Source organism: Nocardiopsis coralli, assembly GCF_014892575.1.
Taxonomy (GTDB): domain Bacteria; phylum Actinomycetota; class Actinomycetes; order Streptosporangiales; family Streptosporangiaceae; genus Nocardiopsis; species Nocardiopsis coralli.
The window spans coordinates 1-15,412 of the sequence record NZ_JADBGI010000041.1 but is presented as its reverse complement, the minus strand read 5'-3'; the positions used below and the strand labels follow the sequence as shown (position 1 = coordinate 15,412).

At 73.6% G+C, this 15,412-nt stretch carries 10 protein-coding genes and 1 pseudogene; 1 reads left to right on the top strand and 10 read right to left on the bottom strand.

The features are described 5' to 3' along the window. Positions 1 to 40: 40 nt before the first annotated feature. From IDM40_RS27025 to IDM40_RS27005, 5 genes are all read right to left on the bottom strand, one after another. Positions 41 to 436: a TadE/TadG family type IV pilus assembly protein gene (locus IDM40_RS27025; RefSeq protein WP_193124912.1), complete on the bottom strand. Its 396-nt coding sequence runs from the start codon at positions 434 to 436 to the stop codon at positions 41 to 43. Beyond that, on the bottom strand, positions 433 to 927 hold the full coding sequence (locus tag IDM40_RS27020) for a TadE/TadG family type IV pilus assembly protein (RefSeq protein ID WP_193124911.1): 495 nt from the start codon (positions 925 to 927) through the stop codon (positions 433 to 435). Before IDM40_RS27020 ends, IDM40_RS27025 begins: the two co-directional genes overlap by 4 nt. After that, positions 920 to 2,263 (bottom strand): AAA family ATPase, encoded by a 1,344-nt coding sequence (locus tag IDM40_RS27015; protein ID WP_193124910.1) that lies wholly within the window; start codon positions 2,261 to 2,263, stop codon positions 920 to 922. Before IDM40_RS27015 ends, IDM40_RS27020 begins: the two co-directional genes overlap by 8 nt. Then, positions 2,260 to 3,027, bottom strand: coding sequence for a Flp pilus assembly protein CpaB (gene cpaB / locus IDM40_RS27010; protein WP_193124909.1), 768 nt, complete (start codon positions 3,025 to 3,027; stop codon positions 2,260 to 2,262). Before cpaB ends, IDM40_RS27015 begins: the two co-directional genes overlap by 4 nt. A gap of 172 nt (positions 3,028 to 3,199) precedes the next feature. After that, positions 3,200 to 4,438, bottom strand: a complete 1,239-nt coding sequence (locus IDM40_RS27005) for a hypothetical protein (protein ID WP_193124908.1) — start codon at positions 4,436 to 4,438, stop codon at positions 3,200 to 3,202. 756 nt (positions 4,439 to 5,194) lie between these two features. Between IDM40_RS27005 and IDM40_RS27000 the strand changes: the two genes are divergently transcribed. Beyond that, positions 5,195 to 5,626 carry a YkvA family protein gene (locus IDM40_RS27000; protein WP_235997984.1) on the top strand — a complete coding sequence of 144 codons (432 nt, stop codon included), beginning with the start codon at positions 5,195 to 5,197 and terminating at the stop codon, positions 5,624 to 5,626. A 273-nt stretch (positions 5,627 to 5,899) separates the two neighbouring features. Here IDM40_RS27000 and IDM40_RS26995 read toward each other — a convergent pair whose 3' ends face one another. The 5 genes and pseudogenes from IDM40_RS26995 to IDM40_RS27930 form a co-directional block, all read right to left on the bottom strand. Continuing rightward, positions 5,900 to 7,141 (bottom strand): glutaminase, encoded by a 1,242-nt coding sequence (locus IDM40_RS26995; RefSeq protein WP_193124907.1) that lies wholly within the window; start codon positions 7,139 to 7,141, stop codon positions 5,900 to 5,902. A gap of 102 nt (positions 7,142 to 7,243) precedes the next feature. Further along, positions 7,244 to 8,680: a basic amino acid/polyamine antiporter gene (locus tag IDM40_RS26990; RefSeq protein ID WP_193124906.1), complete on the bottom strand. Its 1,437-nt coding sequence runs from the start codon at positions 8,678 to 8,680 to the stop codon at positions 7,244 to 7,246. A gap of 562 nt (positions 8,681 to 9,242) precedes the next feature. Beyond that, entirely contained in the window at positions 9,243 to 12,011 is a 2,769-nt protein-coding gene (locus IDM40_RS26985; RefSeq protein ID WP_193124905.1) for a hypothetical protein, read from the bottom strand. 291 nt (positions 12,012 to 12,302) lie between these two features. After that, positions 12,303 to 13,964, bottom strand: a complete 1,662-nt coding sequence (locus tag IDM40_RS26980; RefSeq protein ID WP_193124904.1) for an Hsp70 family protein — start codon at positions 13,962 to 13,964, stop codon at positions 12,303 to 12,305. Positions 13,965 to 15,169: 1,205 nt separating this feature from the next. Continuing rightward, positions 15,170 to 15,412 (bottom strand): annotated as a pseudogene (locus IDM40_RS27930) (hypothetical protein); the annotation flags it as partial.

The following is a 15,412-nucleotide window of genomic DNA, read 5'->3' as shown; positions in this document are numbered from 1 at the left end:
GTGGGCGGCGCGTGTGCTCACCCGGAACCCGCCGGCGCCCCTACACATTCGGCATGTCCACCCTCCGCGTCAGCGACAGGTCGAAACCGGCCGAGGAGAAGACGATCGGCAGCGGGTGCGAGACCTCCACGTAGAACCCGTCGGCGTCGTTGGCGCCGCTGGTGACGGTGGCGTCCTCCAACCACACCGGCAGGGCCTGGCGCGCGGTCGACTCGGCGCCCTCCAGCTGCTGGGTGCCCGCCACCCGGGCGCCCGCGCGCGCCGCCGACTCCAGGCGTTCGACCGCGACGAAGGCGAAGAAGGCCTCGAGCGCGACCACGACCACTACGAGCAGGATCGGGAAGACGACCGCGAACTCCAGCAGCGGACCGCCCCGGTCGGAGCCGCGGCCGCGCGCACGCCACCGGGAGGGCCGGCGGGCAGAGGGCGCACTCACGCGTCGTTCCCCCCTCCGGAGCCAGGGTCGGAGACGTCCTCCCCGGAGGCATCTCCCGAGGTGTCGTCCCCGGTACCGCCGTCGGAACCGCCGCGGGGGTCGACCTCCTGCACCACCGCCGACTCCCCGGTCACGTCCCAGGGCCCGGCCGCGCCCGGCAGGAAGATCGGCATCGCCAGCGTCACCTGCGCGAACCGCCCGTCGCCGCGTTCGACGATCTCGACGGTCATCATGTCCTCGCCGTCCCACGGGGGCCGCACCCGCTTGCGGGCCTCCTCCTCGATGCGCTCCGCGTCGTCGGGGGTGACGGAGGCCTGGCGGGCAGCCTCGGCGGAGGCGTGGGAGGCGTACATCGAGGTGATCCCGACCAGCACCACCTGCCACACCAGCGCCAACGCGAGCATCAGGAACGGGACCACGGCGGCGAACTCGACGATCACCCCGCCCCGGTCGGACCGGGCGTCCCCGCGCCCGCCCCCGTGCTCAGCCACCGAACCCACCGGCCCCGTGCGTACCCGGTCCGCGTCCGTTGCCGGGGCGCCCGCCGCCGACGGAGGCGTCCAGGAACCCCGAGACGTCCCGCGTGGACGGCGACCCCGCCGGGACGGGCGCACCGCCCGGGGGCGTGGGCACCGAACCCTTGCCCGCGCCCGCTTGCGCGGCCTCCGGCGGGGTCAACAGCTCCAGCTCCGAGGCCACCCGCGAGAACGCCTTGCGCAACCCCTCGTCGGTGACCTTGGTCGGGTCGCCGTTGTTCTCGCCCGGCTCCAGGCCCCGGTACGAAGCGGGGATCGGGGTGCGCAACACCTGGGTCCCGAGCAGTTGGCGCAGGAAGTCGGGCTGGATCTCGTTCTTGCGGCTGTGCCGGGTCACCAGCGTGAACACGTCGGTCTGCGCACGGATCTGCAGGCGTTCCCACAGCGCCGTCAACCGCTGCGCCCCACGCGTGGCCGGCACGTCCGGGGTGACGGTGACGACCGACCGGTCGGCCATCTCCACCGCCATCGCCGTGGCCTCGTTCATCGTGGACCCGCAGTCCACCAGCACCAGCTCGTACCGGGACCGCAGCGCCGTCAGCACCCGGCGGGCGGCGCGGGCGCTCACGTCCTCGCCGCGTTCGCCGTGTTCGGGGGCGAGCAGCACGTGCGGTCCGCGCGGGTCGACGTACAGGGTCTCCGAGAGCATGCCGGGCGTGATGTCGTCGCCGGCCTCCACCAGGTCGCTGATGGAACGGCGGTGGCGCAGGTTCAGGAACGCCGGCAGGTCACCGGTCTGCAGGTCCAGGTCGACCAGGCACACCACCCGGTCCTCGGCCGCGGCGGCCATGGCCAGCTGCACCGCGCACGTGGTCGTGCCGACCCCGCCCTTGGCGCCGCTGACGGTCACCACCCGCCCGCGCACGCCCGAGACCGGCAGTTCCAGGGAGGCCGACTCCAGGTGGCGGCGCAGCGTGCGCGACCACTCGGCGGCCTTGGTCACCCGGGTCTCGAGCTCGGCGATCCCGGAGTCGGCCGGCAGCACCCCGCGCGCACCGGCCTCCATCGCCGCGGTGAAGGTGTCGGAGTCCATGGTCGTGGACACCAGCAGCACCGCGAGCTGCGGATGTCTGTGCGAAAGGTCCCGTATGGCGTCGAAGACCGGCGCGGGCCCCAGGTCCTGGTGGATGAGCACCACATCGAGCTCGGGGAACTCCCCGGCCGCCTCGATGAGCGTGGCGGTACTGCCCCGCGAGGCCACCAGGTCGGCCGTGGACAGTTCGTCGAAACGCGCGGACAGCACCATCTCCGTCTCGGAGGTCGGCATGCCCGCCAGCACACGGAAGTTCACTGCGCACCCTCCTCGGTCGGCGCGGGCCGCTGGTCGCCGCCACCGCCGCCGGAGAACTGGTCGGAGAAGTCCTCGCTGCAGAACTCGGCGCCGCCCGGCTCGCCGCCGCCGTCCGCGCTGACCAGGGCCAGGCGGAGCTTGGTGGCGAAGTCCTCGGCGTAGGCCAGCTCGAGGGCGGAATCGGGCTCCAGACGGAACGTCACCGGGACCACACCCGTGCTGCCGCCGTCGGCGTCCTCCTGCGGCCGCAGCTCCCCGATGTCGAGCACCTCGACCTCGGTCAGCACCCGCACCGCACACGCGTCGCCGTGGCCGCCGGCCTGGAAGGTCCCGTAGATGTCCACGACCGAGCCGCGCTGCACCTTGCCCGCCACGCCGGTCTCGGCGTCGACCATGATCGCGATCTCACGTTCGCCGGTGGTCAGAGTGGGCTGCGGCTGGACCATGCCCTGCTGCAGCAGCACACCCTCCTCGAGGTGGGTGGCGGCCACGAGCTCCTGGTCGGCGGGGGTCTCGACCTCGGACAGGTCGCCGAGGAAGAGCTCCTCGTCGAAGTACATGCGCGGGACGCTCTCGGTCTCCACGTGCTCTTCGCCGACGGGCTGCCCGGCCTCGACCTCGGAGGACACGCGCAGCACGGTCGCGAACTCGCCGAGCTGGTCCTGCTGGCCGCGCAGGTACACGAAGACGGAGGCGAACACGGCCACGGCGCCGATGGCGGCCACCACCATGAGCAGGACGCCGCGTCGCTGACGGGGGTTCATGAGGACTGCTCTTTCCGTTCAGGGGTCGTGTCGGTTGCTCTCAGGGGGACGAGGGCGGGGCGGGGCCGACGGGTCCGGGTCGGCGCGCGGTGCGGGGACGGGGGCAGGTGCGGGGGCCGTGACGCGGGGATCCGCTCATGGGAGGGGTCCCCGTGGCGGTCGGCGGCCGGTGTTATCGGGGATGGGTGCTGCGCGCCTCCGTGGCCGGTGGGTGTCCGGGGACCGGGTGGGCCCGCAGGTCGGGCAGGGGTTCGGGTTCCGGGGGCGGAAGGGGAGCGGGCGGACCGGTGGGCGGTGCGCTGTCGAGGGCGGTGCCGTTGCGGGGGCGGCCCCGGCGGACGGGTTCCCTGGTGGGGGCCGGGGCGGCGTCGGCCCTGGTGCCCGGGCTCGGGTGCGCGGGCGGGGCCGGGGCGGGGCGCGTGCCGGAGGCGGCGCGTGCCGCAGGCCGGGTTCCGGGTTCGGCCCCGGAGCGGGTTCCGGTCGGTGGGGTGCCCGAGTGACCCGGTGCGGCGGAACCGCCCTGCGGTGGCGAGGACGAGGCCGGACGCGGAGGCATGGGCCGGGTGGCGTTGCCCGCGCAGAAGGGGCACGGTCTGGCGCGCACGGGTTCGCCGCACCACGCGCACAGGGCCGTGCGCAGCGAACTCGCCGCGTAGGCCAGGGCCTGCGGGTGGGCGCTCAACGCCACGAACTCCACGTACTTCGACGTGCCCCAGTAGGCCGGGCCCAGCGGTTGGGCGGGCAGGCGGCGGGTGGCCACCGGCGCGATGGCGTGCGGCAGGTGCGCGTCGAAGACCCCGGTGATGGCCGGGTCCGGCGTCGAGCACAGCAGCTGGACCGGGCGCACCGGCTGGAAGGGCAGCGTGCGCGCGACCTCCGAGGGCCTCAAACGCCCGAGGCTGCGGCTGGGCGCGCAGTAGGCGAGGTAGGACACCGACGGGGCGAGCGAGCTCATCTGCTGGCGCAACGACACCGGGAACCCGGCCACCTGCGAGACGTTGCCGAGCCAGGCGCCCGCGAGCAGGTGTTTGGGCAGCTCGTCGCTGAGCGCCGCCACCATGCCCGGCGGAACGTAGGGCGCCAGGTAGGCGAGCTGGTCGGCCACGAGCGAGAGCGCCAGCGGCGACAGGTCGACGGCGATCCCGGCCACGTGGTCGTCCCGGGTGGCGCCGCGGGCGAAGTTGACGGCGCGCTCGGCGGTCTCGGCCTGCCAGGACGGGTAGAGGGCCACGACCTTCTGACCGGCCTCGGACCGTGCGCGGGCGAAGTCGACGAACGCGGCGCTGCGTTCGCCGATGCCGTCGCCGTGCATCGCGAACCGCTGCGCCCGGACCTCGCCCACGTGGCCCGTGCTGGGGATGTCCGCCAACAGGGCGACGGCCGTTGCCGACCGCGGAAGGGCTCTGGACACTGGGCAAGCTCCATCGGTTCTGCGCACTCGGGTGAGTCTTACGCGTCAGTCGGTCCCGTGGGTGATCGGGGTCGGGGACGGGCGGGGGTCGCTGTCACTCGCGGGCGCCACTCGGACGCATCGTAACCAATGTGTGCTGGGGCGCGGGAGGCCCCGCGAAGCCCGGCAAGGGCGGGAATGCGGTGAGTTGTGCACGGCGGTGCACGCAGGGTGGCCCCCGGTGGTGGTGGGCGTTCTGGGGCCCGGGGGAGCCCCGACCAGGCAGCACGTGGTCGGGGGTGCGCGGTGGGAGCGGTGCGGGCGGGCATGGGAAGGTTCGCGGTTGGCCGGATGTGGCCACGGACGGTCGTCGGTATGGACAGCGGAGGGAATCGGTTGTTATCGGCCGGGGCGCGGTGGTGGTGCCGAATGTCGCTCACGTTCTCCACGATCCACGGTCGGCGCCCCGAACACCAGAGCCGGTTCTCGGCCTGTGGACAGTCGTGGTGGTGCCCGTGGGTGCCGTCGCGAGCGCGGCCGCCGTACACCGACTCCCACGCGCAGGGCCCCGGAACGCGCCTCGGCAGGGACGTACGTCCGGGTCCCGGGTTTCTGGAACGCCGACGGGGATTCGGCCGGTCCGCAACCCCGGCGGGCCGTGTGTCCCGGCTCGCATCAGTGCGCCGATGTGATTGGCCCCTCCGAGCTCGGGAACGTTCAATGCCAACTTCGCGTCATATCGTGAGTAGTCACGTTCCCCCCTCGAGGAGATCAACGATGCGCAAGCAGAACCGCGCCGCCGCCGGTGCGGCGGCCTGGCAGGTCCTCCAGAACACCGGGGGACGGGTGTCCGTGTGGCAGCGGGCGCGCGCCGTCCCCCGCATGCTCGGCGCCAAGCTGCGCGGACGCTACCCCCAGCTGGGCCACGGCAAGCTCCTGGCCATGCTCCTCATGGTCGGGTACATCATCTCGCCCATCGACTTCGTGCCCGAGCTCTTCTTCTCGGTGTTCGGCCTGGTCGACGACGTGGGTGTGGCCGTCTGGCTCACCACGATGGTGCTGGGCGAGAGCGAGCGCTACGTGGAGTGGGAGCGCGACGTCACCGCGCAGCAGGCCACCTACACCGCGCACGCCGAGCAGGGACACAACGAGCAGGCCCGCACCGAGCAGGGCCGGGCCGAGGCCGACGCGGGGCGCCCCCGCCGCTGACCCGGGAGGGCAGTGCCTTCCCCGGGCCCTTCGACCGGGCCGCGCCCCGTGCCGGGGATCGGCCCCGCGCCCAAGTCACGCCCGTGCCGGGGAACCGTCCCGGGCCCTTCGACCGGGCCGCTGCCGGTCCGCGACCGGGCTCCGCCCTGTCCCTGGGTTCCGGACCGCGGCCTTCGACCAAGCCGCGCGCCGTGCCGGAGAACCGTCCCGCGATCGGGCCGGGGCCCGTCCCACCGCGCCCCGTTCCGGGGTTCCGCCCCGCACCCCTCAGGGTCAGCCGAGCAGTTCCGGGTAGTGGCCGTCGCCCAGGTCCGGATCGGGCAGCACACCGTCCGGGTCGACGAGCGCCACCGGGTGCCCGTCCAACCGCAACCGCCGCATCCCCTCCAACGTCATCCGGCGGCCCACGTCGACGAAGCGGTCGACCCGGGACAGGTCGAAGACCACGAGCGAACCGTCGTCCGGGGTGCGTTCGAGCCGGTTCAGGACCTCCTCCGCCCCTGTGAACTGCACCGTTCCCTGCAGCGCGACCGTCGTGCGGCCGCTCTCCGAACGCACCTCGCGAAGCACGGTCGGGCCATAGGGCTCCGACACCATCAGGTGCAGGTTCATGTCGCGCGAGAGGCGTTCGCAGACCTTCACCCCGCGCACGCTGTTGCCGTGGGCGTCGAGGCGGGGCGAGAACACCCCGATCCCCACCTGGCCGGGCAGCACGCCCAGCATGCCGCCGGACACACCGCTCTTGGCGGGGATCCCCACGTCGGAGAACCACGTTCCGGCCGAGTCGTACATGCCCGCGGCCGCCATCGCCGAGAGCGTCTGGCGGGCCACCTCGGCGGGCATGACGCGCTCCCCGGTGTGCGGGTGCACGCCCGCGCCGGCCAGGACCGACCCCATGACGGCCAGGTCGCGGGCGGTGACCAGGACCGAGCACTGGGCCGTGTACCCGCGCACCGCCTCGTGGGCGTCGGTGTCGATCACCCCGTGGTTGCGCAGCATGTGTGCGAGGGCGAGGTTGCGGTCGGCGGTCCCGAGCTCCGAGGCCAGGACCGAATCGTCGATGGTGAGCGGGCGGTCGGCGAGCTCCGAGAAGAAGGCGAGGACGCGCTCGACCCGCCGGTCCACGCCGGCGCCGGGGCCCGCCAGCAGCTGGTGCACGGTGATCGCGCCCGCGTTGATCATCGGGTTCTTGGGCCGGTGCGAGCCATTCTCCAGGGAGAGCTCGTCGAAGGCTTCACCCGAGGGCTCGACCCCCACCGACCCCAGCACCGTGTCGAAACCCCGGTCCATGAGCGCGGCGGCGTAGGCGAACGGTTTGGAGACCGACTGGATCGAGAACTCCCGGTCGGCGTCCCCGGCGGCGTGCGTGCGGCCCGCGACGGTGGCCAGCGCCAGCCCGAAGCCGTCGGGGTCGGCGGCGGCCAGGTCCGGGATGTACTGCGCGACCTCGCCACCGTCGTCGCCGGCAAGGGCGTCCAATACTTCCTGCAGGTACTCGGGAACGGGTGTGTGCACGGCGGGGCTCCTGTCGTCTGCGGGGTCCTGCGCGCTTGCCTTACCAACCCGGGACCGTTCCACACCGCGGCCCCCGCCACACCGGTGCGTGCCACACCGGGGTCAGAGGGTGACCCACCCGGCCATCAGCGACACCACGGCCACGGCCGCGATGAGCACGGTGAGCCCGAAGAGCACGAGCTCCCCGGGCCAGAACACCCGGCGGTTGCGTTCACGGCGCGAGACCACGAACAGCACGGTCGCCGGGGCGTAGAAGACGAAGGAGACCAGCACCAGTTCCGGACCGGCCGCCACCACCAGGAACACGGTGTAGGCCGTCGCCGCGGCCGCGATCACCAGGTCGGTGCGGCGCGGGGCTCCGTTCTCGTAGGTGCTGCCACCGACGGCGAGCTTGAGCGCGTAGGCCGCCGCGAACAGGAACGGGATCAGCGTCAGCGCGGCCGTCATGTCCAGGGCGAAGTCGAAGGCGTTCTCGGAGAACAGGGTCAGCACCAGCACCGTCTGCGACAGCAGCGTGCTCAGCAGCAGGGCGTTGACCGGGGCGTCGCGGTGGTTGGAACGCGCCAGGAACCGGGGCATGTCCTCGTCCTTGGCGGCAACGAACAGCACCTCGGCCGCCATCAGGGTCCACGCGAGGTAGGCGCCCAGCACCGCCACGATCAGACCCGCCGCCACGAAGGTGGCGCCCCAGGGGCCCACCGCCGCTTCCAGGGTTCCGGCCATCGAGGGCTGCTGGAGCTCGGCGATCTCCTCCAACGGCAGGATCCCGTAGGAGACCACCGTGACCGAGGCGAAGACCGCCAGCACACTCAAGAACCCCAGGATCGTGGCCTGGCCGACGTGCTCGCGCCGGCGCGCGTGCCGCGAGTAGACGCTCGCGCCCTCCACACCGAGGAAGACGAAGACGGTCACCAGGAGGGTGCCGCGGACCTGCTCGAACAGGGTCTCGGCGTGTGCCTCTCCGGTGAGGTTGCCCGCCAGGACCTGCGGGTCCAGGGCGAAGAGCGCGAGCAGCACGAACACCACGATCGGCACCAGTTTGGCGACGGTGACGACCCGGTTGACCGCGGTCGCCTCCCGCACACCGCGGCGGATCATGAGGAAGAACAGCCACAGGCCGACCGAGGAGACCGCGACCGCCAGGACCGTGTCGCCCGAGCCGAACGCGGGCACAGCTGCGCCCAGCGTCGACATGATGAGCACCCAGTAGGTCACGTTGCCCACGCAGGCGCTGGCCCAGTAACCGACGGCGGAGAAGAACCCGACGTACTCGCCGAACCCGGCCTTGGCGTAGGCGAAGACCCCCGCGTCCAGGTCCGGGCGGCGCAGGGCCAGGCGTTGGAAGACCAGGGCGAGCATGAGCATGCCGGTGCCTGCCACGGACCACGCGATGAGCGCCCCGAGCACGCCCGTCTCCTGGGCGAAGCGCTGCGGAAGGGAGAACACACCCGCGCCGACCATCGACCCGACGACCATCGCGGTCAGGGTCAGGCGGGAGACCTTGGCCGCCCGGGGCGGGGGTGAGTGCTGGTCCACCATGGGTCGGCCCCTCCGTCGGGCGCTGCGGGTCGTCTCCACCGGCGGCCGGGGTGCCCGGCGGGCCCGGCCCGAGTCGATCGTGCCACCGGCCCTGTCGGGGGGAGCTCCAACGCGCCGGTCCCGACCTGCGCGTATGCCCGGGCGGAACGGAAACGAGGCCGGCCGAGGGCGTCGGGGCACGAAGCACGCTCGGGACGCGCTGCATGCGAGGGACGTGGGAAGTGAGGGGCGCGCGGTGCGCGCCGTGCGCGCCGGATGTGGGGCACGCACGAGGCGCAAGGGGTGTGGCGTGCGCCTGCGACGTGGGGATCCCGCGCGGGGTGTGGGTCTCGCGCCGCGCGCGGGGCACGCACGGTCACGTCACAGGCGCAGCTCCCAGGGAGCGAGTTGCGCCCCCGGTAACCCGGGGCGCGGGGCACGTGCGGAGCACGCGGGGTGCGTAGGGCGTCGTGCGCCTGCAACGCGTGGGGCGCGGAACGCGAGATGTTGGTTGCGTGCGGGGCATGCACGAGGTGCGAGGGGTGTGGTGTGCGCGCGGGACGGGGGGTGTGCGCCGGTCACGTCACAGGCGCAGCTCCCGCTCTGGAGGCCGGCGCACGCGCACCGGCGTGGGGCCCTCCAACTCCGGGACCGGGAAGCACATGAGCCACCCGGGCCCAGCGTCCTGCGGGGGACGCACCCGCACCTGGGCGTGCTCACCCGCCCGCCGCTCGCCGGCCGGGAAGGTCGCGAGCACCCGGCCCTGCGCAGCCGAGCGGGGCCGGACGTCCCCGTCGGCGTGCACGACGGCGATCTCGGGCACCGCACCGGAGGTCACTGACGTCAGGTGCACCGTGCGTTCCCTGCTCCACCACCCCACGGGTTCCACCCGGTAGGCCACCACGACCGCACCGGGCACGCCCACCCGGACCGGTACGCTCATCGCCTCGACCGGGGCGTCGGGCATCACCGTGCGCACCGACACCTCCACGGGTCCGGGTCCCATCGGCGCCTCCAACCCGCCCTCGCGTGCGTTCGGGCGGCGCGAGCAGAACATGCGCCCGCTGCTGTCGTCGGGCTCGACCGCAGCCCCGTTCCCGGGGTCATCGGAACGCCGGATCCAGACGTCTCCGGCCGGGGCTGCATCGGGCGGTCCGCCCGTGGTACGGAGCTGGTCGGCCGTGCGTCCGGGATCCACGGGGCGCCACTCCACCAGGGCGCTCGAGGCGTGCTCGGGCCAGGTCCACGACAACCGCACCTGCTCCCCGAACCGCTGCGCCCGCAGACCCTCCACCCGCGGCACCCGCACGATACGACAGTGCGCCCCCGCGACCCGCTGCTCCCCGGCCACCGTCACCGCCAGCACATGGCTGGTACCGGCCGGAACCGGGACCCGCACCCCGGTCCTGCCGCCCGCCACCGGCCCCGGCACCTCCGACACCTCGGTCCCGAACGCCGCCAGGTCCTGCTCGCTCAGCCGCGTCCCCGCCTCCCACGCGGGCTCACGCCGACCCACCCACAACGTCACGCGCCCGCGCGGGGGAGCCGGCCACGACACCACCGTGCCCTCCTCCCGGTGCCCGACCGCCAGGTCCGACACCGGCAGCGGGCCCGGCCCCGGATCCGCCCGCAGCACCAGCCCTTCGGAACCCCGCGTCCGCCCCGACGAGGTCAGGTACACCGCCCGGATCCGGTAGAAGTACCCCCGCCCCGGCTCCACCGCATGGTCCTGGAACCCGGTCCCGTCGGTGGGCACCGCGACACCGTCACCCTCCCCGCGCGGGGGAGCACCGCACCCGCGCAGCACCTCCACACGCACCGCCCCCTCCGGAACCCGCCACGACGCCGTCACCGCGTACCGGCCCGACCGCAACCGCAGATCCGCCACGTCCGACACCAGCATCACCGGCCCCGAGACCACCGGATCCGACGACGCTCGACCGCTGCGCACCGCCACCACCGCGTACCGGACCTCGGTACCCACCGGGAGCTCGGCGTCGACCAGCTCCGTGCCGTCCACCTCGCCGACCACCGCACCGCGCTCCGACGTGCCCCGGCCCGTCACACGCTCCACCCGGTACCGCACCCCGCCGGACAGGCTCGGGCTGGGCTGCCAGGCCACCACCGCCCGCTGCCCCTCCACCCGCGCCGACACCGACCGCGGGGCCGCCGGGGCGATCTCCGCCAACCGCCCGGCCAACACGGTGTCGTCCGCGGCCACCTCCACCGCGGAGGCCAACGCCCGCGCCGCCTCCTCCGGGCGGTCCCCGCGCAACGCCTCCTCCGCCCCGCGCACCAGCTCCTCGACCCGCCCGGAACGCTCCGCCAACACACGGTGCAGCGCGTGCCCCTGCGGCAGGTCCACCGCCGCCCGCTGGGCCTGCCGCAGCAGGTCGTCGGCGAGCAACGACCGCACCTCCGCCTCGGCCCGCGCCCCGGGATCCGGCCCCGGCCCGGTACGCCGCACCGCCGCCGCCAACAGGCGGGCCTCCCGCTCGTCCAGGCCCAGACGCACCCACGGACGCACCAGCCCCGACTCCGACAGCGCGACCGGGCGCTCGCGCAGGTCGCGGACGACCTCCCACAGCACGACCGCCTCACGCACGTCCCGGTCGCCGTCCGCGCGCAGGATCGACAGCACGTTCTCCGCGGCCGCCTTGCCGTCGGTGAGCGGCTCCACCCCCAACCCGGCCCGCGCCTTGGCCAACGCCTCCTCGTCCAGCCCCGCGCCGTCGGCCAACCGGAACCCGTCCAGCACGGTGAACCCGCGTTCCAGGCGCCGGGGCCCGAACACCACCTCCGGGGAGAACGCCGCCCCGCACGTGCGCAGGTTCTCCCGCAGGGTCCGGAACGTGGGAACCGGCGCCCGCACCGGCAGCAGCGGCAGTTCCTCCACCACCCGCACACCCCGGTCGGCCAGCACCTGTTCGGCGTGCGGTTCGTCGATGCCCACCGACCGGATCATGCCGCGCAGCTCCGCGCGTTCCAGCAGCGACGTGGTCAGACTGCCAGCGACCTCGCCCCACTCCCGGGCCGCGCGCCCCCGGTCCTGCTCGCGCACGGCGGCGAAGTGTTCGTGGCTCAGGCGCCCGGACCGCTCCAGGCGGTCGTGCGCCGCCACCAGGTCCACCAGTACCTTCTTCAACGCCCGGCGCCGCAACCGCAGCCCGCGCCAGTGGGTGCACACGCGCTCCACGTGCTCGGTGAACGCCTCGGGGTCGGTGCGCAGCCGCTGCTCCAGGTCCGGGCCGATGCCGTAACGCACGAACAGGTCGGCGGGCGGGCCCTCCCGCCGGGCGGGTGCGAGCACCTCGTCCTCGTAGCGCCTGCGGTCCCGTGCGTCCCAGGACATCGGGTCGTGTCCTCCCCATCTCGTCGGTCGGAGCCCTCTGCCCCGAGCGGACCGGTCTCTCGTGCTGTGCCTCCCACCGGGCCGCGTGCCCTGCGGCGCGTCTCCGGCGCGTGTCACGGCGCCCCGGCCTCTCCCAGGTGCTTGGCCCCGGGTGCTTCGGCGGCCCTCCCTGGGCCCGCCCTTCCGTGCGCCGTCCAGGAACCGGCACCGACCGGGCCCTTCACGGGTACCTCCCGCCGCTCGGGCGGGGCCTCCGACCACCTCGCCCTTCGGGCCCTCGTCCCGAAGGGATCACCCCGAGGTACGGATCAGCCCCACGGCGTCGCGCGCCGCCGCCACACTCTCCGGGCTCATCCCGCCGATGCGGATGTCGAACCGCACCTGGCTGCCGCCCTCCGGCTCCCACGCGCGCACGTTGAGCAGACCCGTCTCCGTCAGGTGGAACTCCACCCGGAACGGGGTGTTGGCCGGGCTCGGCGGCAGCCCGCTCAGCACCGCGTCACCGATCTGCACGTTGTGCTCGAGCTCCTCCGACAGCACCGCACCGGCCTGCTCCCACACGTCGATGCGCACCGCCTCCTGACCCGCCCACACCGTCGCGAACCCGTCCTGGGCCACCGCGGGCAGCGGCGCGTTGGCCTCCAACAGGTGGCTGACGTACTGGCGGGCCGCCATCGGGTCGCTCTCGTAGACCGGGTCGGAGCTGTCGATGGTCTTGACCCCGAACGCCCGCGGGGACACGCTCGTGACGGTCTTGTCGGCCAGGCGCTGGACCTCCTCGGTGCTGAGCCCCAGGCGCCGCCCCACCTCCTCGGCGCGCCGGCGCACCGCCTCCGGCCCGTCCTCGGGGCCTTCCCCCGCGGTGTCCGAAGCCCCGGGGCGGGTCATCACGCTCTTGACCCGCCGCACCAGGGCGAACAGCGCCGCCCCCTTGGCCACGGCGAGGTCGGGCTCGTGCAGGTGCGGCTCGAACCCGAACCGGGAGCGCAGCCCCGCCGAGACCGCCGGCATCCGGGTCATCCCGCCCACCAGCAGCACGTCGTCGAACGTGTCCACACCCCGTTCGCGGGCGGTGGCCACCGTGCGCTCGGTGATGGTGAGCGTGCGTTCCAACAGGTCGGCGGTGAGCGCCTCGAAGTCCCCTCGGCCCAGCTCCACCCGTACCGACGCCCCCGCGAAACGCAGGTTGTGCCGGGCGCACTCGCGAACCGTCAACGAACGCTTGAGCCGCTCGGCCGCGTCGGACACGTCCTGCAGGAACTGCTCGTCCCCGCCCGGGTCGGCCTCCGGATACTGGGCGGTGAACCGTTCCAGCAGGTGGTCGGTGAGCTTCTCGTCCCAGTCGGCGCCGCCCAGCCGGTGGTCGCCGTCGGTGCACACCACCCGCACGTCGTTGTCCTCGACCCGGATCACCGTGGTGTCGAACGTGCCCCCGCCCAGGTCGTAGACGAGCAGGTGGCGCGGCCCGCGCTCGGCGTCCAGGCTCTGGTAGTGCAGGGCGGCCGCCACCGGCTCGGGCACCACGTCCAGCACCGTCAGCCCCGCGATCTCGCCGGCCCGCCGGGTCGCCTCGCGCTCGGTCACCCCGAAGTAGGCCGGGACGGTCACCACGACCTCCTCCACCTCGGTGCGCTCGTGCTCGCCGGCGGCGCGCGCCAGCTCGCGCAGGATCAGCGCCGAGACCGTCTCCGGGGTGTGCTCGTTGCCGTGGAACTCGAACCGGGCCTGCTCGCCCATCTGCCGCTTGACCAGCGAGACCACCTGGTCGGGCAGGAGGAGCGCGGTGTTCTTGGCCTCCTCGCCGACCACGACGTTGGTGGGCGACTCGAAGAAGACCACCGAGGGGGTGGTGTCCTCGCCCGCCGCGTTCTTGGTGACGTGGGCGCGCCCGGTGCCGTCGACCGTGGCCACACACGAGTAGGTGGTGCCGAGGTCGATGCCGTACGTGCTCAATGGACCCTCCTGGTCACGGCGGCGCCGGGGCGCCGGTCGGGCAGCGGGGCGGAGCGCGGCGGGTCCGTGGGGAGGGGGAATTCCCCGGGGTTCCTTCCTCCGCCGTTTCGCGGACAGATCATATAACCGGGCGACCCCTTCTGTGGGGTGGGTCGGCAAAAAGTGGTGCGAGGTCCGGAATTTCCCGTTCGGTGGTGTTCTGTATTCTTGCGATGCGGGTGTGACCTGCGTGTGCGTGTTTTTGTGCGGCCGATGGGCGGATTGCAGGGAATGTGTGTAAAGGGCGGTTCGATTCCGTGCGGATTGCGGTGTGTCGCGTTCTCGGGGCGGGGTTGGGTTCGGCGTACTGGCCGATGAGATTGAGTTCGCGAGATCGTTGGTGGGGGTCTGGGGTGGGGGTCGATTGGGTTCGTTGGTGTTGCCTCGGGGTCGGTGGTTCGTCGGGGTCGGGGACGATAGCCCGGCCGGCCCTGCGCGCAACCCACATCGGCGCCCCGCCAGTTCTCCTGGATGGGCGGAGAGAGTGGCGGGTTGGGTGGTTGCCTCCCGTGGCGCCTCGGGGTGTGCGCTCCGGGCCTGTTCGCCGGGCTGTCCCGACCCGCATCGACGAACCCCTCTTCGCCCCCGAGGCCCCCTGGCAGCCCAAAAGAACGGTGGGTACGTCCATCCCCCTGTGGTGACCGCATTGCGACCAACGGTCGAGGTGTGGGGGTGGTGGCTCGCTCCTGCGGAAGTACAAGCCGCCCCCGCACTCCCGGTCGCGCATTGAGTGTCAGGGGTTGCACGCGTGCGGGTGGCCTCCGGGCCCCGGGTGCTGCGGGTGGCGCATTGAGTGTCGGGGGTGGCACGCGTGCGGGCGGTTCTCTTGCCGGTGTGTGTAGTGGGGTCCGTGCGCGTCGGTTCCCGGGTTTTCCTGTTGAGGGCGGCGGGTGGTTTTGACCGCAGGATCCTCCCACCGAGGTCGGCCGCTGTGCCTGCCCGGCGTGGAGGTTCTCCGAGGGTGCCCACTGGTGGGTGTGGGCATGGGTGAACACCCCGACCCCAGGGGGCACCCGCCCCACGAGGGCGAAGCCCCGGGGGTGTGGGTGTTCAGCCGGAGGACGGGCGGGTGTGTCTACCCGGAGGGCTCGCCGGTGTCGGTGGGCGCATCGCCTTCGCCCGGCGGGTCGCCCCCGCCCTTGCCGTGGCCGGGCGGGTCGGTTTGGCTACCCGGAGGGCGGGTCGCCCTCGCCTTCGTCGGGCGGGCCGGTGGAGTCCGGCGGGGACTTCGCCCCCGGGGCCTTGTCCGGTGCCCCCGGGGTCTTCGCCCCCGGTGCGTTCGGCCCCCGCGTGTTGGCCGCCGGGGCCTTGGCCGCCTTCGCGATCGGCGGGTTCGGCGCCTTCGGCGCCTGGGGCGTCTTGGCCCCTGTCGCCTTCGGCGTCTGGTGGGGGTGGGTGTCGTGGTCGGT